At 54.4% G+C, this 20,462-nt stretch carries 21 protein-coding genes; 8 read left to right on the top strand and 13 right to left on the bottom strand.

The features are described 5' to 3' along the window. Window positions 1–24 precede the first annotated feature (24 nt). Window positions 25–1,104, top strand: a complete 1,080-nt coding sequence (gene mltC / locus NXS97_RS16955; protein ID WP_013027108.1) for a membrane-bound lytic murein transglycosylase MltC — start codon at window positions 25–27, stop codon at window positions 1,102–1,104. An 890-nt stretch (window positions 1,105–1,994) separates the two neighbouring features. On the opposite strand, the gene NXS97_RS16950 is transcribed toward mltC, so the two are convergent. After that, window positions 1,995–4,145 (bottom strand): ornithine decarboxylase, encoded by a 2,151-nt coding sequence (locus NXS97_RS16950; RefSeq protein WP_014594525.1) that lies wholly within the window; start codon window positions 4,143–4,145, stop codon window positions 1,995–1,997. Window positions 4,146–4,766: 621 nt separating this feature from the next. Between NXS97_RS16950 and NXS97_RS16945 the strand changes: the two genes are divergently transcribed. Then, on the top strand, window positions 4,767–5,750 hold the full coding sequence (locus NXS97_RS16945; RefSeq protein WP_014594526.1) for an MDR family oxidoreductase: 984 nt from the start codon (window positions 4,767–4,769) through the stop codon (window positions 5,748–5,750). A gap of 614 nt (window positions 5,751–6,364) precedes the next feature. Continuing rightward, window positions 6,365–6,658 (top strand): SelT/SelW/SelH family protein, encoded by a 294-nt coding sequence (locus tag NXS97_RS16940; protein ID WP_105082399.1) that lies wholly within the window; start codon window positions 6,365–6,367, stop codon window positions 6,656–6,658. Window positions 6,659–6,672: 14 nt separating this feature from the next. On the opposite strand, the gene NXS97_RS16935 is transcribed toward NXS97_RS16940, so the two are convergent. The 8 genes from NXS97_RS16935 to NXS97_RS16900 all read right to left on the bottom strand — a co-directional run bounded on the left by NXS97_RS16935 (window position 6,673) and on the right by NXS97_RS16900 (window position 13,528). Continuing rightward, complete coding sequence (locus NXS97_RS16935; RefSeq protein ID WP_013027112.1) at window positions 6,673–7,203, bottom strand: PadR family transcriptional regulator; 531 nt, start codon at window positions 7,201–7,203, stop codon at window positions 6,673–6,675. 83 nt (window positions 7,204–7,286) lie between these two features. Beyond that, on the bottom strand, window positions 7,287–8,111 hold the full coding sequence (locus NXS97_RS16930) for a siderophore-interacting protein (protein ID WP_013027113.1): 825 nt from the start codon (window positions 8,109–8,111) through the stop codon (window positions 7,287–7,289). Between the two features lie 199 nt (window positions 8,112–8,310). After that, a complete protein-coding gene (locus NXS97_RS16925) occupies window positions 8,311–8,505 on the bottom strand; it encodes a hypothetical protein (protein ID WP_015699569.1) in 195 nt (64 codons plus the stop codon). Between the two features lie 168 nt (window positions 8,506–8,673). Further along, window positions 8,674–9,540, bottom strand: coding sequence for a helix-turn-helix domain-containing protein (locus tag NXS97_RS16920; protein ID WP_013027114.1), 867 nt, complete (start codon window positions 9,538–9,540; stop codon window positions 8,674–8,676). Window positions 9,541–9,771: 231 nt separating this feature from the next. Beyond that, a complete protein-coding gene (locus tag NXS97_RS16915) occupies window positions 9,772–9,939 on the bottom strand; it encodes a DUF2474 domain-containing protein (protein ID WP_013027115.1) in 168 nt (55 codons plus the stop codon). A 1-nt stretch (window position 9,940) separates the two neighbouring features. Continuing rightward, on the bottom strand, window positions 9,941–10,945 hold the full coding sequence (gene cydB, locus NXS97_RS16910; RefSeq protein ID WP_105077279.1) for a cytochrome d ubiquinol oxidase subunit II: 1,005 nt from the start codon (window positions 10,943–10,945) through the stop codon (window positions 9,941–9,943). Window position 10,946: 1 nt separating this feature from the next. Further along, on the bottom strand, window positions 10,947–12,359 hold the full coding sequence (locus NXS97_RS16905) for a cytochrome ubiquinol oxidase subunit I (protein WP_014594530.1): 1,413 nt from the start codon (window positions 12,357–12,359) through the stop codon (window positions 10,947–10,949). 785 nt (window positions 12,360–13,144) lie between these two features. Then, a complete protein-coding gene (locus NXS97_RS16900; RefSeq protein WP_014594531.1) occupies window positions 13,145–13,528 on the bottom strand; it encodes a helix-turn-helix domain-containing protein in 384 nt (127 codons plus the stop codon). Between the two features lie 102 nt (window positions 13,529–13,630). Between NXS97_RS16900 and NXS97_RS16895 the strand changes: the two genes are divergently transcribed. The 4 genes from NXS97_RS16895 to NXS97_RS16880 all read left to right on the top strand — a co-directional run bounded on the left by NXS97_RS16895 (window position 13,631) and on the right by NXS97_RS16880 (window position 16,138). Continuing rightward, window positions 13,631–14,488, top strand: a complete 858-nt coding sequence (locus NXS97_RS16895) for an SDR family oxidoreductase (RefSeq protein WP_014605100.1) — start codon at window positions 13,631–13,633, stop codon at window positions 14,486–14,488. Between the two features lie 237 nt (window positions 14,489–14,725). After that, window positions 14,726–15,046 carry an antibiotic biosynthesis monooxygenase gene (locus NXS97_RS16890; RefSeq protein WP_015699568.1) on the top strand — a complete coding sequence of 107 codons (321 nt, stop codon included), beginning with the start codon at window positions 14,726–14,728 and terminating at the stop codon, window positions 15,044–15,046. Continuing rightward, the gene (locus NXS97_RS16885; protein WP_015699567.1) at window positions 15,039–15,431 is read left to right on the top strand and encodes an amino acid-binding protein; all 393 of its coding nucleotides are present in this window, start codon (window positions 15,039–15,041) and stop codon (window positions 15,429–15,431) included. The genes NXS97_RS16890 and NXS97_RS16885 overlap by 8 nt, the downstream gene beginning before the upstream one ends. Next, entirely contained in the window at window positions 15,410–16,138 is a 729-nt protein-coding gene (locus NXS97_RS16880) for a helix-turn-helix transcriptional regulator (protein WP_072138285.1), read from the top strand. Before NXS97_RS16885 ends, NXS97_RS16880 begins: the two co-directional genes overlap by 22 nt. Window positions 16,139–16,196: 58 nt before the next feature. On the opposite strand, the gene NXS97_RS16875 is transcribed toward NXS97_RS16880, so the two are convergent. Further along, entirely contained in the window at window positions 16,197–16,703 is a 507-nt protein-coding gene (locus NXS97_RS16875; protein ID WP_072139029.1) for a GNAT family N-acetyltransferase, read from the bottom strand. 316 nt (window positions 16,704–17,019) lie between these two features. On the opposite strand from NXS97_RS16875, the gene NXS97_RS16870 reads away from it, so the two are divergent. Then, window positions 17,020–18,678 (top strand): alpha,alpha-trehalase, encoded by a 1,659-nt coding sequence (locus tag NXS97_RS16870; RefSeq protein WP_071785178.1) that lies wholly within the window; start codon window positions 17,020–17,022, stop codon window positions 18,676–18,678. Between the two features lie 71 nt (window positions 18,679–18,749). Here the strand turns inward: NXS97_RS16870 and NXS97_RS16865 are convergent, their stop codons facing one another. From NXS97_RS16865 to NXS97_RS16855, 3 genes are all read right to left on the bottom strand, one after another. Further along, a complete protein-coding gene (locus NXS97_RS16865) occupies window positions 18,750–19,259 on the bottom strand; it encodes a ferritin-like domain-containing protein (RefSeq protein WP_013027125.1) in 510 nt (169 codons plus the stop codon). Next, on the bottom strand, window positions 19,256–19,753 hold the full coding sequence (locus NXS97_RS16860; RefSeq protein ID WP_014594535.1) for a ferritin-like domain-containing protein: 498 nt from the start codon (window positions 19,751–19,753) through the stop codon (window positions 19,256–19,258). The genes NXS97_RS16865 and NXS97_RS16860 overlap by 4 nt, the downstream gene beginning before the upstream one ends. A 503-nt stretch (window positions 19,754–20,256) precedes the next feature. Next, entirely contained in the window at window positions 20,257–20,421 is a 165-nt protein-coding gene (locus NXS97_RS16855) for a general stress protein (RefSeq protein WP_006118264.1), read from the bottom strand. Window positions 20,422–20,462: the final 41 nt, after the last annotated feature.

Here is a 20,462-nt window from a genome sequence, read left to right as displayed (position 1 = left end):
TTCCAGGTCAGGCATGTATTTTAGATGAATAAAAAGCTGATAGCCCTGCTGGTGATTGCACCCCTTTTAGTTTCCTGTTCCGGCAAAAAGAACCCGACCTATTCAGAAGAGTGGGTGAAGGACACCAACGGATTTGACATCCTGATGGGGCAGTTCGCCCATAACATTGAGAACATCTGGGGTATCAATGAGGTTCTGATTGCCGGACCGAAAGACTACGTCAAATACACCGACAACTATTACACCCGCAGCCATATCAACTTTGAAAGCGGTAACATCACGATTGAGACCATTTCCGGTACCGATCCCGCTGCCAGCCTGCGTCAGGCGATCGTGACCACCTTGCTGATCGGCGACGATCCGGGCAATGTCGATCTTTATTCTGATGTCAACGATATCCAAATCAGTAAAGAACCGCTGCTTTACGGACAGGTGCTGGACAACACCGGACAAGCTATCCGCTGGCAGGGCCGCGCTCAGGCGTTTGCGGACTATTTGATTGCGAATAAATTGCAGCGTCGCAATTCTGGTCTGCATGTAATCTACTCGGTCACCATCCCGATGGTGCCGAACCATCTTGATAAGCGTGCGCATAAATATCTGCCGATGGTGCGCAAGGCTGCTGAGCAATATGGTGTTGATGCGTCTCTGATCCTCGCGATTATGCAGACCGAATCCAGTTTTAACCCCTACGCCGTCAGCCATTCTGACGCACTGGGTTTAATGCAGGTGGTACAGCATACCGCGGGCGTCGATGTATTCCGTATGAAGGGTAAATGGGGCAAACCAAGCCGCAGCTACCTGCTGGATCCCGAGAACAACATTGATGCCGGTACGGCTTACCTGTCATTGCTGCAGCGCAGCTATCTGGCAGGCATTCAGGATCCGCTGTCGCGTCGCTACGCGGTCATTACCGCCTATAACGGCGGTGCAGGCAGCGTGCTGCGCGTGTTCTCCAGCGATAAGGATCGTGCGGTCACTATCATTAACGGCATGTCACCCAGTCAGGTTTATCAGACGCTGTCTAAACAGCATCCGTCTGCGGAATCGCGGCGTTATTTGTATAAGGTGAGCTCGGCGCAGCGGAGCTACCATCGGTATTGATGGCGAAGGGTTTCCCCTGGCGGGGGATTGCTGGCGCAGAGAGGTTTTTGCCCGCCAGGCGATGGGGTTCTGTCCTCTGCCTCTGATAAGGTTCCGCCCGCCAGGCGATGGGGTTCTGTCCTCTGGCTCTGAGAAGGTTCCGCCCGCCAGGCGATGGGCAGTTTCAGCCTGCCCGTGCAGGCGGACGTGTTAAGGGGCTTACGCCAGCCCCTTAACAATCCCGGCGCCCGGCAGCCGTCGCTGTTCCTTCGTCACTCACTGCGGCCTGACGGGCCGGCCGGATGCGCCTTCCCTGGCGCAGCCGTCCTCTGCGCGGCATCCATGCCGCTCCGCCCTGGCCTCCATTCTTTCCTCAGCGCTCCGGATGCCTCCTGAAAACCCACGCCTGTAAGATCGAATGTTTTCCCGGAAGACTGGCTTCGCCTGTTGTTAACATGTGCGATCAGAACTGAAGACTGGAAAGCCTGAAGAAACAGAAACAGATGAACCGTAATGAGCCAGAAGGCTTTTCCTGCATCTGAAGCGGCAACGCGGTTTGTTTTACTACAGATATCGAAGCGGGGGTTTTGGGCGGCCTTCCCGACCGCTGAGCGGATGAGGGATTTCCGGATGAGCCGACAGGACGTCGGCGAGAGCCGGGCCGCGCCAGGGATGGCGCGTCCTGGCGGTCCGGCAGAAATCCTGAAGCAGCGAAGGGACCGCGCAGCGGCGGGTGGGCAGGACGGGAGCCCGGGGTCAAGGGGCCGCGGCGGCTGGCGGCCCCTTGTCGGTCGCCCGCAGGGGCAAACTGAAACTCCCTGCCGCCTGGCGAGCGAAACCTTCTCAGAGCCTGATGACAGGCCATCCGCCGAAATCCTGGTAATAAGCCGCCGCCCAGGCATAACTCAAACTCATTGCACCATCATATTCGCTACCAGATACTTACGTCCGTCAGCGCCTTCCTCGGTGTAAACCCCTTGCAGCTCCGGCGAAAAACCGGGCAGTTGATTGATGCCCGCTTCCAGTGCCAGAAAATAGCGCTGTACCGCCCCGCCCCATGTTTCGCCCGGAACCACACAAAGGACGCCCGGTGGATAAGGCAGAGCGCCTTCCGCCGCGATGCGACCTTCTGCCGTTGCAATAGGTACCAGTTCGACTTCGCCACGAATGTAAGCCTGATGCGCATCCTGTGGGTTCACCTTAACCTGCGGCAGCCCCTGCTCGCGGAACATCATGCGCTGCAGGTCTTTTACGTTATAGCTTACGTACAGGTCGTGCATCTCCTGACACAGACGGCGCAAGGTATAACCCGCATAGCGTTTAGCGTTTTTGCGGTACAGCGTCGGCAACACTTCGGCCAGCAGCGTATCGTCTTTTACATGCTGCTCGAACTGCGCCAGCATCGCCACCAGCATCGCCATTTTTTCCGGACTTTCGGCTGGAGTCAGCAGGAACAGAATAGAATTGAGATCGCATTTTTCCGGCACGATGCCGTTTTCACGCAGGTAATTCGCCAGAATGGTCGCCGGGATGCCAAACTCAGCATATTCACCGCTGGCTGCGTCAATGCCTGGCGTGGTCAGCAACAGCTTGCAGGGATCGACACGGTACTGATCGCGATCGTATCCGGCGAAACCGTGCCATTTAGCGTTGGGTTCAAAGCTAAAATACTGCAGATCGCGAGCGATCGCTTCCGTTGGTGCATCCTGCCAGCGCTGGCCGTTTACCCTTTCCGGCACGAAAGGCAGGATCATGTCACAACGATCAAAGATCGCTTTACGTGCCTCGATCCCCAGCATCACGCACTCATCCCACATGCGGCGTCCCGCCTCGCCCTGATGCATTTTGGCGTTAATATCTAGCGCGGCAAACAGCGGATAGAACGGGCTGGTTGAAGCGTGCAGCATGAACGCATTATTCAGGCGCTTATGCGGGCAGAAACGCTTTTGCCCACGAATATGGTTATCTTTCTTGTGGATCTGGGAGGTCTGCGAAAAGCCCGCCAGCTGCTTGTGCACTGACTGGGTAACAAAAATGCCGGGATCGTTTTCGTTCAACTCCAGCGTCAGTGGAGAACAGCCTTCCATCAGCGGAATAAACTGCTCATAGCCCAGCCAGGCCGAGTCAAACAGAATGTAGTCACACAGATGCCCAATGCGATCCACCACCTGCCGCGCGTTGTATACCGTGCCGTCGTAGGTGCCCAACTGGATAATCGCCAGCCGGAAGGGACGCGCCTCGTTAGCCCTTTCAGGCGCCACTTTCTTGATCTGTTCGCGCAGGTAGCCATCATCGAAACAGTGCGCATCAATGCCGCCGATGAAGCCAAACGGATTACGGGCCGCTTCAAGGTAAACCGGCGTCGCGCCCGCCTGAATCAGCGCACCATGATGGTTGGACTTGTGATTATTGCGGTCAAAAAGCACTAAATCACCGCGCGTCAGCAACGCATTGGTGACCACTTTGTTCGCGCTTGACGTGCCATTTAACACAAAGTAGGTTTTATCCGCGTTAAACACTTTGGCGGCAAACTTTTGCGCATGCTTAGCCGACCCCTCGTGAATCAGCAGGTCGCCCAGCTTGACGTCAGCGTTACACATGTCCGAACGAAAAACGTTCTCGCCATAGAAATCAAAAAATTGCTTACCCGCTGGGTGCTTTTTGAAAAATGCGCCGCCCTGATGGCCCGGACAGGCAAAGGTGCTGTTCTGCATATCAACATAGCGGGTCAGCGTTTCAAAAAACGGGGGCAGCAGCGCGGCTTCATAAGCCTGAGCCGCCGCTTCCAGCGCTACCCAGTCCTGCGGCTCGCCATTCAGTTCGCCGGTCACGCCGGGCAGGTGCATCACCTCTTCTTCAAAGGCATTAGCAACGAACACCGGTAAATTAAAACCCGTGTGGCGTAACAACGCCAGCACGCCACTGCGCGTATCAGCCAGCGAGACGACAACAGCCGCCACATCGGTAAAATCAGTATTATCCAGCGTGACCACGTCGCGCGCAGTATTCAAGGTCAGGTTAGGCGCAACAGCAGCGCTGGCAGCAATTTTCAGTGGTGTCATAACACAAATCCCTAACAGTCAGGGAGTGGGTGCCTGAGGCACGGCAATGGGGAAATTTCCCCGGCGAATAATGTCTGACGCGATAAACCGATAGACATCAGTAAAGAGTAGTCCTTACTCATGTCCAACAGCAGCGGCCCGGTTGGCCTCACCGCATAGTGAACGATGTGTGTGTAACTGACATGACTGACATGACGAAGAACAGATCGCGCGCGAATTCAGGCGAGTGGGGACACGTGCAGTTGCACATTGAACCGGACATGGCAGCGTCCTCTGTTATCGGGCGGTGGCGAGAAAAAAGTGGCCGTCATAATGTCATTTTTTATCCGCAGGAACAACCCGACAACTTTAAATATCAGGTCAATAAATGAAAAATATAAAACCATTAAATATCAAAAACTTATAAAAATAAACCTATGAATAACCGCTTAAGTTTCTGTTATTTATGCGCAATTATGCATTTTTCAGCACGCTGGCAGTCGCTCCTACATTGCCACTGAAATCGCCACTGAAATGCCTCAGGTTTGCGGCAAGCCTCGCACTTGTCGGGCCAGTGCCCTACCCTAATCGACGCATCGGGCGTAAACTTGCCTGATTATTCTTACGCCTGACGGAGGATACATGTTTAAGGCAATGGTCATTGATAAGGACGAACAAGGTTACCGCTCTCAGCTAAAAGAACTCTCCGAAACACAATTACCCGATGAAGACGTCACCCTCGACGTCAGCTATTCCACCCTCAACTACAAAGACGCGCTGGCCATCTGCAATAAAGGGCCGATTGTGCGCCAGTTTCCAATGGTGCCGGGCATTGACTTTGTGGGACGGGTCACAGCAAGTCGCCATCCCGACTGGAAACAAGGCGATGCGGCGCTGCTCACCGGCTGGGGCGTCGGGGAAAAACACTGGGGCGGGCTGGCTCAGAAAGCCAGCGTGCCTGGCGACTGGCTGGTAGCCGTGCCTGAAACGCTAACTCCGTTGAATACCATGGCCATCGGAACGGCGGGCTTTACCGCCATGCTGTGCGTGCTGGCACTCGAAAAACAAGGCATTACGCCTGCCAGCGGCCCGGTTTTGGTGACCGGGGCCAGCGGAGGCGTTGGCAGCTTCAGCGTCTCTCTGCTGGCAAAACTGGGCTATAACGTCATCGCCTCCAGCGGGCGAGCCAGCGATGAAGACTATTTAAAAACCACCCTGGGCGCAGCCGAAGTGATAGATCGCGACGAGCTGGCTCAACCGGGTAAACCCCTCGGGAAAGAGCGCTGGGCCGCCGCCATCGACAGCGTCGGTAGCCATACGCTGAGCAACGTGCTGGCCGGCACCCAGCGTGACGGCGTGGTCGCGGCCTGTGGTATGGCACAAGGCCTGGATCTGCCCGGTAGTGTCGCGCCCTTCATTCTGCGCGGTGTGACACTGGCTGGCGTAGACAGCGTGATGTGCCCTAAACCGCTGCGCCAGCAGGCCTGGCAGCGGCTGGGGCAGCTTCTGGATGACGCGTTACTGAACCAGATAACAACGGTCATTCCATTGCGTGACGTGCACCAGGGCGCACAGGATCTGCTGGATGGCAAAGTTCGGGGCCGTCTGGTGGTTGACTGCGCTTAACGTTCGCCTTCCGCCAGGGGCGACGAAGGCGGGCGCATCAGTCATTCGCTTAGTTCCTGAATTGCCCCGCTCGCCCCTTCCCTTACCACTTCTGGCTGCCGGGAAAGTGCTGCCAGCGGGCGATAACTTAACCTGCTGGCAATGCCCGGCTCATCCAGACTGAGCCTACGGGCGGGCTATCTTCCCCGCCCGCAGGCTCGCATTACTGCTGACAAGCCTGGCTCACGGGCTTACCTGAGCATCCTGAGCATCCCGAGCATCCCGAGCGTCCCGAGCGTCCCGAGCGTCCCGAGGCATCTTACAGAGGGCTTCCTGACTTACCGCCATCTGTTTTTTCAGGGCTTCCCACTCACGTCAGGCAGCCTTACCCCGGCACCTTCGCTGTCGGTTCCGGCTCCGCTAATTTGATGTTTTATCAGAATAAACGCAGGGGCACACCGGTACCGTTTCGGCCAGCGATGCGGTAAGGTTTGCGCTGCTGTCTGCCACGGGTGAGGATTCGCGTCAGGGTTAGCAACGTATAAAGAAAACAGAAAACCCATGCGAAAAGCCCGGCCGGCATGCTTGCGGCCCCTGCTGGCCTGAGCGTTAATTAATGATAAAGAGAGGGAAAGATGCAAAAACCCGTGGTCGTCATTCACTATTGTACCCAATGTAACTGGCTGCTGCGCTCCGCGTGGATGGCACAGGAACTGTTACAGACCTTCGCACAGGATCTCGCCAGCGTGACGTTGCGTCCCGGCACCAGCGGCGTATTTGAAATCACCCTGGATGAACATCTGCTGTGGGAGCGCAAGCGCGATGGCGGATTCCCGGATGCTCAGGCACTCAAGCAGCGGGTAAGGGATATTTGTTTTCCGGAGCGTTCGCTAGGGCATATCGATAAAAACCGATCGGACGACAGCTGATCGTCCACGTCAGATTAACTGCGGCTGATATCCTCTGCCGCAGTCATCAGAGCAGCGACGATTGTTTGCCGGGTTTCATCGGTAATGTCCTGCTGCGCCAGACGCGTGTTCAGGGCAGTTTTAAAATGATCGATCGCCTGCTCAATTTCAGGAATGCTGCGGTTGTTGACCAGCACTGCCAAAGACGATAACCGGTCGATGAGACCTGACAGCGGCTGTGCATCGTGCTTTAGCATGGCCTGCCCCGTTTCGGTGAGCACGTAAGCCTTACGTGCAGCCTGAGGGTCACTGATGTGAATAGCCCCCATCTCCTCCAGCCATGTCAGATTCGGGTAAATGATGCCTGGACTGGGCGAATACTCGCCCTTTGACAGGTCTTCAATGCATTTAATCAGCTCATAGCCATGTGTGGCGCGCTGCGAGATAAAATGCAGCATCAGCAGACGGATCTCGCTGGCATCCAGCATTTTCTCACGGCGCTTGCGCCGTCCACTGCAGGGCGCATCGCGGTTATCTTGCCCTGAACGTGCCGAATCCATTTTCATTATCTGCCTGAGTCAGTGGAAAGAGCCTGATGGTAGTGGGCCATCAGGCGAAATTCAATCAACGGCAGGTCACTTAAATTCAGTTAACGAACGGCAGCGGGTTTTTGATGCCAGTAGGCCACGGCGCGCACCAGGTCAGCGTCAACCCCGCGCTGTGTGGTGAAATAGTCACACAGCTGTTTTACGAACTGCCCTTCTCCGGTCAGCCAGATAAAAGCGTCGTGCTGCGGAATCGCGATCCTGTCCAGCGCGGCCGTCAAATGTGGTAAATCCGCCAGCGTCATCTTGCCGCTGCCAAGCCAGTTAACAGAGGCATTGCCGGTATCGCCCAGGTAGGCTTGTCCGGTCACCTCATCAGCACAGGCAAACAGATGCAGCGCCTGAGCCTCCACACTACTGCTACGCCGCCTGAAAGCAGGCAACCCGGTTTCGTCACAGACGTAAAGCTGAAAAGCATAATCCGTTGGCACCAGCAGAGAGCCACGCGGCCCACCAATGATCAGTCTGTCACCCGGCTGTGCCTGGGATGCCCAGTCGCTGGCAACACCGCTGTCGTGGATATAAAAATCCAGCGTCAGCGATGACGCACCATCAAACGCCAGCGGCGTATAGTCGCGCGCGACAGGGCGCAATCCGCCTTGCCACTGAATACCGTCATCGTTGATCGTCGGCAGTGCCAGCGGCGCGCCGTCAGCAGGGGGAAAGAAGACCTTAATGTGATCGTCAAAACCGGGAGAATGAAACCCCTTCAGATCGTCGCCCGTGAAGACAATGCGCCAAAACGTCCCGGCAATTCGGGTTTTCTCGGCGACGTGGATAGCGCGGAAGCGCAGTTCGTTACGCACGCGTTCAGGTAAGCGGCGGGAATAAGATGTAGGCACGAGGACTCTCCGTAAACGCGGCTGCATGCAAAGAAGCTGTTTTCGCGCCGCTTAAGTAAATAGAAATCATTCTCATATAAACCCGCTAAGAATAGCCATGATATATCTTAAGAACAATGACGAAAAATGCGATACGTTGTGAAAAAACGCGGACAAAAAGGAAGGAAGCACAGAAAACGAAAAAGGCGCTCAGGCGCCTTTTAAGGGGATAGCGGTAATAACGTGGTTACCGCGCCGGGTTTTGTCCACTGCCTTGCGGCAGGGAGCTGTCACCGAGTATCTCGCTATGCGTCCCCTGCGATCCAGGATGTAACCCTGTGGGCACATTGGCAGGATCGGTCAGTTGTGCGGCAGCCAACGTTGGGGCCGCACACAGCGCGATAGCCAGCAGCATCGCTGATATCTGAGAGATTTTAATCATGTGTTTTAGCCTGATAAGGCGTAGAAAGCAGGTGAATATTCCAGCCCTGAGAAATAAAAGCCGTGGTAATGGCGCCTCTGTGAGCTTCAGGAAGAATTTTACGCCTGCACAGCTAATCCGCTTATAAAATCGTGCGCTTTATCACATTATGGCGCACGTTATGTGCATTCAGCCCTGGGTCACCGGGATGAAAAATACGCCTTCGATTCTGTCCTGCGTGCTTCGGGCCAAGTCCAGACACAGTAAATCCATCCCCGGCCGACAGGCTACGCCCAGCTTGGGCAAATGCAGATAATAAATGTCTGCGATGAAGCGCGTGAGCTGGTCCGGCGACCCGCTCCACGCGAGGCTGGCGTAGAGGCCTGGCGCAATGGTACGAACCGGCAGGGCGGAATGTGCATCAGCCGTTTGCTGTGCTTCCAGGCCACGAAAAAGGCTAATATGCTGCTGCTCGACAGAGCCGTTTCCCGGCCCGTACTGGAACCCCAGCCAGCCCTGCGCAGCCCCGTGACGGGCGCGAACAACCTGGCGCACCTGCTCAGCAACGCGATGATGGCGGTCGCTTATATAGTCGCCATAGCGGCACTCCCACTCCAGTGTCTCACCCTGTAGCTGAAGGGCTTCTTCACGTATAACCAGCACCGCCTGCTTGACTGGCGCGCGCTGCGCAATGCGGCCGTGAAAATGGCGCACAGGTAAGACTCTGTGGCGACGGAAGGCGCCTGGCGTCATCATAAAGTGGTTTTTAAAGACCCGGTTAAAATTCTGCTGATTTTCGAAGCCGAAGCGCACCGCAACATCAATCAACGGCATCCGGGTCAGCCGCAGCGCCATGGCGGCGAGAGTCAGGCGTCGTTTTCGGGTATAGGCCGCCAGGGTTTGCCCGGTCATCTCTTTAAACAGACGCTGCATATGCCATTTGGAGTAGCCAGACTTGAGGGTAATCTGGTCGATATTGATGTCGTTGGTGAGATTGGCCTCAATCCAGTCGACTAAATCATTAATATGCTGTTTTTTTATGGTTTGACTTAGCATTGATGTATGAACAGAAAACAGAAGGGAAATTCGTCATAAAAGAGTAACAAAAAGCCTTAGGGATTGTAATGAAGCACCGGGTAAACGAGAGGGTGGAAAGGCAAAAAGCGCATTAATTGCCTGGGTTACTATTTAAAAAGCCAGCCCGAAGGCTGGCTGAGTAGACAGGCAGAGTGCAGCCTGGCGTAAAGCGCGCGTACTACGGTTAAGAAACGTACGGAGAAGAAATCCTCAGTGGCTTCGCATACCGGCGGCGGTCATCATCATTCTGAACAGCGTGGCCACCACACCGAGCGCCAGCACACTTGCCCCATAGATGACCACCAGCCACAGCACACGTTTCCACCACGGCGACCGGGTTTCATTCTGACGTTCTTTGCTGTCGACCTGGGTTTGCATATCAATGGTATCCTTCGTCTGCTTTAATTTTTCCGCGGAACACGTAGTAGCTCCAGAAGGTGTAGCCCAGGATCATCGGGATAATCAGCAGGCTACCCACCAGCATAAAGGCCTGGCTCTGAGGCGGTGACGCCGCCTGCCAGATCGATACCGATGGCGGAATAATATTCGGCCAGATACTGATACCCAGACCTGAGAAGCCCAGGAAAATCAGCGCTAACGTGAGAAGGAAAGGCGAATAGTGCGCCTCACGCTTGATCGCCCTTCTCAGCCCCCAGGCACTCAGCACGACCAGGACTGGCACCGGCAGGAACCAGAACAGATTCGGCATGCTGAACCAGCGGTGCGAAATACTCTCATGCGTAAACGGCGTCCAGATGCTGATCACGCCGATAATCACCAGCAGTGCGATAAGCAATGGCGTTGCCAGAGCGGACATCTTGCGATGCAGCTCATGCTCGGTTTTCATAATGAGCCAGGTACAGCCCAGAAGTGCATAGGCCACCACTAATCCTACGCCGCAGAACAGCGGGAACGGCGCCAGCCAGTCCAGTGTGGACCCGGCGAAGCTACGACCTGATACCGGAATGCCATCCAGCATGGCACCCACCGCAACCCCCTGGCTGAAGGTTGCCAGTAGCGAACCGGCGATAAACGACTTGTCCCAGAACGCCCGGTGATGCTCCACGGCCTTGAAGCGGAACTCAAATGCCACGCCGCGAAATATCAGCCCAATAAGCATCGCGGTAAGCGGAATGGAAAGCGCATCCGCAATCACCGCATAGGCCAGTGGGAAAGCGCCATACAGGCCCGCACCGCCGAGCACCAGCCAGGTTTCATTACCATCCCAGACCGGCGCAACGGTATTCACCATCATGTCGCGCTCGCCTGCATCCTTATTAAAGGGAAACAGCAGGCCGATGCCCAGGTCGAAACCGTCCATCACGATATACATCAGAACAGCAAAGACAATAATCGCGAACCAGATAACTGAGTAATCAACCATCTCAACGCTCCTCATTCTTGTGAGTGGCAGCAGAGAGCGGACGTGCTGGCGTTTTAATCTGGCCGGGACCACCCGTTTCAACAATATCGCCTTCGCCCGTGACCGGACCTTGCTTAATCAACCGCATCATATAGTGATAACCCACACCGAATACGGAGGAGTAAACCAGGATAAAGGCGAGCAGGCTGATACTCATGTGCATTTCACCATGCGGTGACACCGCATCAATAGTGCGCTGCACGCCATAAACCACCCAGGGCTGACGGCCAATCTCGGTGGTGAACCACCCTGCTAAAATGGCAATCAGGCCGGAAGGGCCCATCAGCAAGGCAAACCACAGGAAGGGACGTGACTGATACAGGCGACCTTTATAGCGCAACCACAAGCTGACCACGCCCAGCGTAATCATCAGTAGCCCCAGCGCCACCATCACGCGGAATGACCAGAAGATGATGGTTGAGTTTGGACGATCTTCCTTCGGGAAGGATTTCAGCGCCGGCACCTGCTTATCCAGGCTGTGCGTCAGGATGAGGCTGCCCAGGTAAGGAATCTCCAGCGCGTATTTGGTGCGCTCCTCCTCCATATCCGGCAGCCCAAACAGGATGAGCGGTGTTGCCTCACCCGGCGGGTTTTCCCAGTGGCCTTCAATCGCCGCAATTTTTGCCGGCTGGTGCTCCAGGGTATTAAGCCCGTGCGCATCCCCAATCATTGCCTGAACGGGTGCGACAATCAGGGCCATCCACAGCGCCATCGAAAACATCTTACGAATGGCGGGATTGTCGTTGCCTTTAAGTAAATGCCAGGCGGCGGAGGAGCCGACAAAGAAGGCGCTGGCCAGGAAGGCCGCTACAGACATATGCAGCAGGCGATAAGGGAAAGAGGGGTTAAAGACAATTTTAAACCAGTCTTCCGGCACGACAACGCCGTTCTGAATAAGGTAGCCCTGCGGGGTTTGCATCCAGCTGTTTGACGAGAGGATCCAGAACGTCGAAATCAACGTGCCGAGCGCCACCATGCAGGTCGCAAAGTAGTGCAGGCCCGGACCGACGCGGTTCCAGCCAAATAACATGACGCCCAGAAAACCGGCTTCCAGGAAGAACGCCGTTAAGACTTCATAGGTCAGCAAGGGGCCGGTAATACTGCCCGCGAACTGGGAAAAGCCACTCCAGTTGGTGCCAAACTGATACGCCATCACCAGCCCGGACACCACGCCCATGCCGAAGTTGACAGCAAATATTTTTGACCAGAAATGATAGAGATCGCGATAGGTTTGATTACGCGTTTTGAGCCACATTCCCTCCAGCACGGCCAGAAAACTGGCCAGGCCGATCGTGATGGCTGGAAAGATAATATGGAAGGAAACAGTAAATGCGAACTGGATCCTGGCGAGATGAAAGGCATCTAATCCAAACATTGCTTACCTCTTTGCCACATAGAACACCGTATAGTTACTTATAATTAACAACTTATGTACAAAGAACGTCATTCCATTGCACAGAAAAATTCCATGGCGAATGTAAAACGCTTCGCCTTGGTGAAACAGAGACAATTGGATAAGTAAAAACTATAACAGTATTTTTTGATTTAGATCATTTTTTTGTTGAAAGATCTTTTATTTAAAAAACAACGAGGAAAGGTTAATTACAGCGTAGCTTTGTGACATTATTGTTATTAAATTAGGGGATAAAAAAGTGAGCTCCTGTCCAGACAGGCTTAGCACGAAAAAACGCGCAACCCGCTGTTTTTAGCTGTTATTCAGCGCAACTCCGCGCACCTGCCTCGGGCTAAAATGCACATCCCACACTGAAATTATGTGTTTTTTTATATCGTTAGCAGGGTATTTATCTTATCTACCCCTTCTGAGGTTATTTTTCAGATTGGGACATATTTAATGAACTGTAAAAAAGCGTTTATCCGCCGCAGGCGGCCTGGATTAGTTTGCTATTTATGTTAAAAAAATATCGAACATGTAAATGACCCGGTGTTCATTAACTGGCAGTGCCATTATTTACGGGTGCAGCCTTGTCAAAATAATCGCAGTAGTAAAAATGATGTTAAAAGCTACGGGATATCATCGCCAGGTTGCAGATAAGGCCGACGGTTTATCTCCACTAAGCGTTGCGCATTCGTTAGCGGGCATCGTCTGGTCAGGGAACGTCGCTTCGTCCCGGCAGGCGCTCGCCCGTCAGGATCAACAGGCTATTCAGCGGCAGTGTCCTTTTCGCGGTGAGACAGGATGCGCTCAAGATTCTCTTCTAACCAGTCTGCCAGCCCTACGACCTGCTCCCCGACTTCACGCCCCAGCGGCGTCAGGCGGTATTCCACATGCGGCGGCACGACATCATAGGCTATACGTTGCACAAAGCCGTCCTCTTCCAGATAGCGCAGGCTCTGGGCCAGCATACGTTCACTGACGCCCCCCACCGCACGACGGAGTTCGCTAAATCGCAGCGTTTTATCTTTAAGCGCAAGCAGGATCAGCACGCTCCAGCGACTGGTGATACGCTTTAACAGGTCGCGTGACGGACAGTTAACATTGAGCAACTCGCCCCGGCTAAATTTTTCGCTCAGTTTTTCAGACATTTAACGCTTTCACCCCATGCTAACAATTCTGTAAGTACTTACTAAAAGTTAGTTTATCGCTTAGGCTGCCTTTTACCAACTGTCATCTTAAGGAGTAACCTCATGATCGCTGTTACGGGTGCCACTGGCCAACTGGGCCGTTTAGTCATTGATGCATTGAGCAAAAAAGTTGCGGCAGACAAGATTGTTGCCACCGTACGCACGCCTGCTAAAGCGGCGGATATTGCCGCATTGGGCGTTAACGTGCGTGAGGCGGATTACAATAAACCTGAGACGTTAGCGGACGCCTTTGCAGGGGTCGAAAAATTGCTGCTCATTTCGGGAAGCGAAGTCGGCCAGCGTGAACCTCAACACAGAGCCGTTATTGAGGCCGCCAGGTCCGCAGGTGTGAAATTTATTGCCTATACCAGCCTGCTGCATGCGGATACCTCTCCGCTTTCGCTCGGGATCGAGCACCGCGCAACCGAAGCCATGCTGGCGGCGTCAGGTGTGCCTTATGCCTTGCTGCGCAACGGCTGGTACACGGAAAACTATGCAGCGAGCATCGCACCTGCTCTGGCACATCATGCGTTCATTGGTGCGGCGGGCGAAGGACGGATTTCGTCTGCTGCGCGTCAGGACTATGCCGATGCGGCGGCTGAAGTGATGGTTCGTGACGATCAGGCAGGGAAGGTCTACGAACTGGCAGGCGATCACAGCTACACCCTGGCTGAATTTGCCGCTGAGATTGCCGCGCAAAGCGGTGAGCAGGTTGATTACGTTAACCTGCCGCAGGCAGACTTTGCGGCGGCGCTGAAAGGCGCAGGCTTACCGGCGCCGTTGGCGGACTTACTGGCGGACTCTGATGTCGGCGCGTCTCAGGGCGGTCTGTTCGATGATTCCCGCGCGCTGAGCCAGCTTATTGGTCGTCCAACCACGCCTTACCAGGACGTGATTCGCACCACGCTGGTACAAGGATAAGATCAGCCGAATCGCAGGCGTTTTGCCCTGCGATCGCGCCGTTGTTTACCGGAGCAGAGTCGCCGGCAGGCAACGGCGGATTTCTCCCCTGTCGGGTTTTACTCTGCCAGGCGCACGTCCCTTCTCTCTTCTCGCCCTGCCCTTCTCCACATGGAGCACGCCATTGTTCGGTACACGCCGAAGCATCGCATTCTGCCGCGCGTAAACTGCCCGCATGCTTACTCATGGAGATCTAAAATGATTGCTGTTCTTTTTGAAGCAGAAGCCTTACCCGCAGCGCAACAACGCTATCTTGCGCTGGCGGCTGAGTTGTCGCCCGGGCTGGCTGAATTACCGGGGTTTATCCAGATTGAAAGGTTCCAGAGCCTGAGCACGCCCGGAAAGATCTTATCGCTCTCCTGGTGGGAAGATGAGAGTGCGGTAAAAAACTGGCGAGAAAACAGAGAACATCAGTCAGCGCAGGAAGAAGGTAAAAGCCATATTTTTTCACATTACCGGATACGCGTTGCTCAGGTGATGCGCGACTATTCAGGGCCAGAGGGACGTCATCATGTTTGATATTCATGTCGTATTCAGCAACACGCCAGGCGCGCTTGCCGCCTTTGGCACGCTTCTCGGCCAGCATGGCATTGGTCTGGAAGGGGGCGGTGTGTTTTCTACGCCCCAGGAGAGCCATGCCCACTTCCTTGTTGAAGATGGCCCCAAAGCCCAACAGGTATTGTCGCAGGCCGGTTTTGACGTCAGGGACGTTAAAAAGCCACTCATCAGAAAGCTGGCACAGGCGCGGCCGGGGGAGCTGGGCGAAATTGCGCGGATTATTGCGCAAAACGGCATTAATATATGCGTTCAGTACAGCGATCACAGTAACCGCCTCATCCTGCTCACAGATGACGATTTGCGGGCTGGCAACCTGACCCGTCAATGGACATGCGCGACAGAATGAAACTGATCCCTTCCCGCCATCATCAGGATAATCAGCCCTCGCTGGAGATCAGCATGTCTGTGGTCGCCTCGGCGATGGCAGATGCCTCCAGAATGCACATGCTTTGTGCATTGATGGATGGCCGGGCCTGGACCGCCACTGAGTTGAGCGTGGTGGCCGATATCGCCCCGTCAACCGCCAGTGGCCATTTGAATAAGCTGCTTGAGACGGGCCTGCTCGTCTGTGTGGTGCAGGGAAGGCATCGTTATTACAGCCTGGCCGGTCGCGAGGTTGCCAGCCTGCTGGAAAATCTAATGGGCGTTTCGGTAAGGCCCGACGCCCCGCTTAAAACCACGACGCCAAACCGTCTGAGGCGAGCCCGAACCTGCTACGATCATCTGGCCGGCGAAATTGCCGTAGCCATCTATGATTTTCTGCAACTGGAAGGCTGGATATGTGAGGACGGCACGGCGCTGACGCCACATGGCACAGCTAATTTCGCAAATGCAGGGATTGCGCTTGCGCCCCGCTCCCGGCGAAAAGCCTGCTGTCCCTGCCTGGACTGGAGTGAAAGACGCTTCCATGCGGGAGGCGAAGTGGGTGCCGCCTTGTTACGCTTTCTGTTGCAAAAGCACTGGCTGGTTCAGGCGCCGGGATACCGGGAACTGGTTGTGACAGACAGCGGCAAACTGGCCCTTCAGCGCCTGTTCAACATCAGCCTGAGCTGACGCACACTTTACGTCGCCCGTTAGTTCTACGGGTGAAGAAGCACGTAAGGCTTATTGCTCAGCGTTCGGGTTCTTTGTCCAGCCGCATCAGCAAGGTATCGTGATAAACGCCGTTGACATAAAGCGCGGCCACATCCGTGCCATAAGTCTGAAACCCTGCCGAGCGGTAAAGCCGGACGGCCGCCGTATTGGTGGTGCTCACGGCGAGCTTCAGGCAGCAGCATTCACCGGCTTCGGCTATCGCGGCCGTGAGTAACGCCTTTGCCAGCCCGCTTCCACGCCATTCCGGGCACAGATACATTCCCCAGATCGTGGCGTAATGGCGCTGTTTCAGCGCGGCATTAAAGCGCACACCGATGATGCCGCCCAACCGGCCCCGATCGTCTGCTCCTGCCAGCACGCAGTTTTCACGTAGCCTTGCCGCAAAAAACGCGTCAGGCTGATGACGCTCAGTGTCATAATCTGCGCCAAAGGCAGCGGGATGACGCTTGAGCCCGTCAAGCCTGATAGTCCGAAATGCCGCCATATCCCGGTCAGTGAGACGCTGTAAGGTATAAGGTTTCACGCTAAATTGTCCTTCGCGGTCTTGTTCACGCCATTGTGCTCCATCGTGACATTTTTGTGTATTATCACCTTCACCTGCGTCATAAACATTACCCTCCGGGTAGATTAAAATTTATTTCGTTGTTACCTAAGAGATTCATCTGAAATGCATTTACGGCTAAACCCGCCATATTTAGTTGAATTGACTGTGTTTTATTCAATGCATACGATTAATAGACAATTTTTATTACGTTCATAGACAATCTGCATTGTTGTTCCTGCCTGCGAGAGGTCTATAATTCCTTCTTTGTGCAACCCCGTTCGCTCAGGAGGCCGTTATTAATACTTATCGCCAGCAACTCAATGCATTCGAAGAGAATCGTGCCGGGGCGGAAGTTGAGTATCAATACGATCCCCATGAACTAAAGCTGGACCGCATGCAAGATTCTGAACCCGAGCCGGAGCTGATTGAAGGCTTACCGGCTCCGGATGCGCTGACGCCTGCCGATCGCTACCTTGAGCTGTTCGAAGCCGTCCAGATGTCAGGCATTTTCGAGGACAGTAAAACTTTCCCCGACTGCTCGCCTAAGTACGATCCTCTGGATGTGCTGATGCGCTATCGTCGTCAAAAGCGCAGCAAGGAGTTCGACCTGTCGCGTTTTGTTGCTGAGCATTTTTATATGCCGGGCATTAATGAAAGCTTTTACGTCTCGAATCCCGACAAGACGCTCAACGAGCATATTGACGATCTGTGGCCGGTGCTGACCAAAATGCCGCAGCAGCATATGCCGCACTCATCGCTGCTGCCGTTGCCCAAACCCTATGTCGTACCGGGCGGTCGCTTCGGTGAAACCTACTACTGGGACTCTTACTTCACCATGCTTGGTTTGGCGGAGTCGGGCCGCGACGACCTGCTGCGCCATATGGCGGACAACTTCGCATGGCTGATCGATAACTACGGCCATGTCCCAAACGGCAACCGTACCTATTACCTCAGCCGCTCACAGCCGCCGGTGTTCGCCCTGATGGTTGAGCTGTTCGAAGAAGATGGTGTGCAGGGCTCTCAGCGCTATCTGGAGCAACTGATGAAAGAGTATCAGTTCTGGATGGATGGCGCGGGCTCGCTGATGCCAAACCAGGCTTACCGCCATGTGGTCAGAATGCCTGACGGCTCGCTGCTGAACCGCTACTGGGACGACCGCGATACGCCGCGCGACGAATCCTGGATTGAAGATGTGGAAACGGCGCGTCATTCAAAACGTCCGGCAAGCGAAGTTTACCGCGATCTGCGCGCAGGGGCGGCATCGGGATGGGATTACTCGTCACGCTGGCTGCGTAACCCAAAACGCCTGGCCAGTATTCGCACGACACAATTTATCCCTATCGATCTCAATGCGCTGTTGTACAAGCTTGAGTTGATGATAGCCACGCTCTCGCATGCTAAAGGTGAAGAGCTGACTGCGCTGGCCTGGCAGAAAAAGGCCGAGGCGCGTAAGCGGGCGATTACCCGTTACCTGTGGGACAGCACGGCAGGAGTCTTTCGCGATTATGACTGGCGCCGTGCGCGCTTCGGTGCCTTTACCGCCGCCGCCGTCGTGCCGCTGTTTGTCGGGCTGGCAACGCCCTATCAGGCCCACCTGCAAGCTATCGCCCTGCGCCACCTGCTGCTCAGCAACGGCGGCCTGCTGACCTCAATGGTGGAAAGCGGTGAACAGTGGGATAAACCGAACGGTTGGGCGCCCATGCAGTGGATGGCCGTTGTGGGCTTAAACAACTATGGGGAAGAGTCGCTGGCGAACGAGATTGCCGTTAACTGGCTGACCACGGTGAACAATTTCTACCAGTTGCACCATAAGCTGGTAGAAAAGTACGATATCAGCGGCGATCGTGCCCGCCCGGGCGGCGGTGGCGAATATCCGTTACAGGACGGCTTCGGCTGGACAAACGGCGTAACGCGTCGCCTGATGGCGATGTACGGTCATTTAATGGCTGACTAACCGCCCCAGAAGCACGTAAAAAAGCCGGGAACATTTCCCGGCTTTTTACCGCCTGCGGCACCGCAAACGCATTATTTCTTCGCTTCAACGCCCGGCTGCGCGGAGCGCTGCAGGAACTGTTGCGTCACCTCAGGCAGATGCTGGAACAGCCATTCAGCCATCGCAATCTCCTGATTGCGAATTTCGCTCAGCACTCTGACACCTTCACTGTCACCGACCTGTTCTGCTGCCGCAATCAGGCTGGTATAGCTGGCGATCTCTGCGTTCTCGAACACATAGCCGCTCATCGCCCCTTTCACGACTTCATCAGAGGTGAACATACCGCCGATCGCCTGCCCCATTGCCGCCATTTTTCCCATCACGTCTTTCATGATGGAGTGGTCAATGCCGTGACGATCCAGCAGCTGCTCAAGCAGCTGAAGCTGATGTTTGGTTTCTTCCAGATGCTGTGCCAGGCGTTGTTCCAGTGCCGGGTAGTGCTCAAGGCGGCCCGACATTTTGCTCAGCATGCTCTCGGCCTGCTTCTCCATGGCATGCGCATCGCGTAGCCAGTCATGATAGTTTTCAATCGCCGTGGTCATTTTGCTGCTCCTTCAACCGTGCTGATTGCCTGAGCAAGCGTGGTGAGTTTTACATCGGTTTGTTTTTCTTCCTCAAGCGTCAGTGCCAGCAGCTTCGCCGCTTTGGTGTAGCCTAGCTTGAGTGCCAGCGCCTGCAGGGTACCGTAGGTCGCGATTTCATAATGCTCAACTTTTTGCGCCGCTCCGATCAATCCCTGATCGCGTACCTCTCCCTTTTCTACCGACTCGATAATTTCCTGTGCTTCTTCCGCCAGCCCTTCCAGCGCATGACATTTCATACGTTTAATTTTTACCTCGGGCGTGGCCTCAACTAATTCATCCAGACGCTCAATTTGCCCGCGTGTCTCTTCAAGGTGCTGATTAAACGCAGCAACCAGGTTTTCATCACTGGCAGCGCGCGCCATTTTTGGCAGAGCCCGGGCAATCTGTTTTTCTGCACTGTAAACATCTGACAGGTCGTGGATGAAAAGATCATTTAACGTTTTAACAGTCATGAAAAGAGCCTCATTAATTAAACAGCAGCACCGAGGTTTCAGCGCCGCTTCAGTCAATCGCACTTTATATAACCTTAGTGGAGTTGGCGGGAATAGTGTTTAACTTTGCAAAACCTGACAACATAAGTGGCATTAAAAATGCATTTTTTTCTTTCATTACCAGTGATTTATCTTTTTTAATTTAAATTTATTAAAAATGAGGATCTGTTTAAATTCAGCCAAATCTGTACGAATATTCCCATCCGCGTACAACTTAGCACCCAAGGAAAATAATGCCCATTCCGCCCATTGGATTGAGGTTCCATTTTTTTATATTTATTTTTTGATGTCAGCGGAGCGCTGAAAAAGACACCGGAAAGGGGGCGTTCTTTCCGGTAAGATTCTTGCGACCTCACACCAGAGCGTGTTTTCACAACAGGTCAGACGGGAAGACAGAAGCGTACTGAACGTATTTCCCTTTTTTAAACCGCCAAAGATAATAGCAAGTCATTGTAAGTAAATGATTAACTACGACGGCTTACTTTACCTCCTTTGCGGCCTGCTTCGATCGCTCGCTGCGGGTCATTCTTAAAGTTCCCACCGCTGTTCTGCCCGCCTTTACGCCCGGCCTCTGCCGCGCGCTCTTTATCTGCGGCGAAATTACCCGCGCCACCACGATATTGCGTCATTCTGTATTCTCCTCAAATTTCATTATTCAACTGGCACAGTT

The sequence above is a fragment of the Pantoea sp. B623 genome (assembly GCF_024814475.1).
Taxonomy (GTDB): domain Bacteria; phylum Pseudomonadota; class Gammaproteobacteria; order Enterobacterales; family Enterobacteriaceae; genus Pantoea; species Pantoea ananatis.
This window is presented reverse-complemented; position numbering and strand designations above follow the sequence as displayed.

Excerpts from the sequence above, each read along its gene's own strand:
- mltC (WP_013027108.1), top strand. The coding sequence starts at position 25 with ATGAATAAAAAGCTGATAGCCCTGCTGGTGATTGCACCCCTTTTAGTT.
- NXS97_RS16950 (WP_014594525.1), bottom strand. The coding sequence starts at position 4,145 with ATGACACCACTGAAAATTGCTGCCAGCGCTGCTGTTGCGCCTAACCTG.
- NXS97_RS16945 (WP_014594526.1), top strand. The coding sequence starts at position 4,767 with ATGTTTAAGGCAATGGTCATTGATAAGGACGAACAAGGTTACCGCTCT.
- NXS97_RS16940 (WP_105082399.1), top strand. The coding sequence starts at position 6,365 with ATGCAAAAACCCGTGGTCGTCATTCACTATTGTACCCAATGTAACTGG.
- NXS97_RS16935 (WP_013027112.1), bottom strand. The coding sequence starts at position 7,203 with ATGAAAATGGATTCGGCACGTTCAGGGCAAGATAACCGCGATGCGCCC.
- NXS97_RS16930 (WP_013027113.1), bottom strand. The coding sequence starts at position 8,111 with ATGCAGCCGCGTTTACGGAGAGTCCTCGTGCCTACATCTTATTCCCGC.
- NXS97_RS16925 (WP_015699569.1), bottom strand. The coding sequence starts at position 8,505 with ATGATTAAAATCTCTCAGATATCAGCGATGCTGCTGGCTATCGCGCTG.
- NXS97_RS16920 (WP_013027114.1), bottom strand. The coding sequence starts at position 9,540 with ATGCTAAGTCAAACCATAAAAAAACAGCATATTAATGATTTAGTCGAC.
- NXS97_RS16915 (WP_013027115.1), bottom strand. The coding sequence starts at position 9,939 with ATGCAAACCCAGGTCGACAGCAAAGAACGTCAGAATGAAACCCGGTCG.
- cydB (WP_105077279.1), bottom strand. The coding sequence starts at position 10,945 with ATGGTTGATTACTCAGTTATCTGGTTCGCGATTATTGTCTTTGCTGTT.
- NXS97_RS16905 (WP_014594530.1), bottom strand. The coding sequence starts at position 12,359 with ATGTTTGGATTAGATGCCTTTCATCTCGCCAGGATCCAGTTCGCATTT.
- NXS97_RS16900 (WP_014594531.1), bottom strand. The coding sequence starts at position 13,528 with ATGTCTGAAAAACTGAGCGAAAAATTTAGCCGGGGCGAGTTGCTCAAT.
- NXS97_RS16895 (WP_014605100.1), top strand. The coding sequence starts at position 13,631 with ATGATCGCTGTTACGGGTGCCACTGGCCAACTGGGCCGTTTAGTCATT.
- NXS97_RS16890 (WP_015699568.1), top strand. The coding sequence starts at position 14,726 with ATGATTGCTGTTCTTTTTGAAGCAGAAGCCTTACCCGCAGCGCAACAA.
- NXS97_RS16885 (WP_015699567.1), top strand. The coding sequence starts at position 15,039 with ATGTTTGATATTCATGTCGTATTCAGCAACACGCCAGGCGCGCTTGCC.
- NXS97_RS16880 (WP_072138285.1), top strand. The coding sequence starts at position 15,410 with ATGGACATGCGCGACAGAATGAAACTGATCCCTTCCCGCCATCATCAG.
- NXS97_RS16865 (WP_013027125.1), bottom strand. The coding sequence starts at position 19,259 with ATGACCACGGCGATTGAAAACTATCATGACTGGCTACGCGATGCGCAT.
- NXS97_RS16860 (WP_014594535.1), bottom strand. The coding sequence starts at position 19,753 with ATGACTGTTAAAACGTTAAATGATCTTTTCATCCACGACCTGTCAGAT.
- NXS97_RS16855 (WP_006118264.1), bottom strand. The coding sequence starts at position 20,421 with ATGACGCAATATCGTGGTGGCGCGGGTAATTTCGCCGCAGATAAAGAG.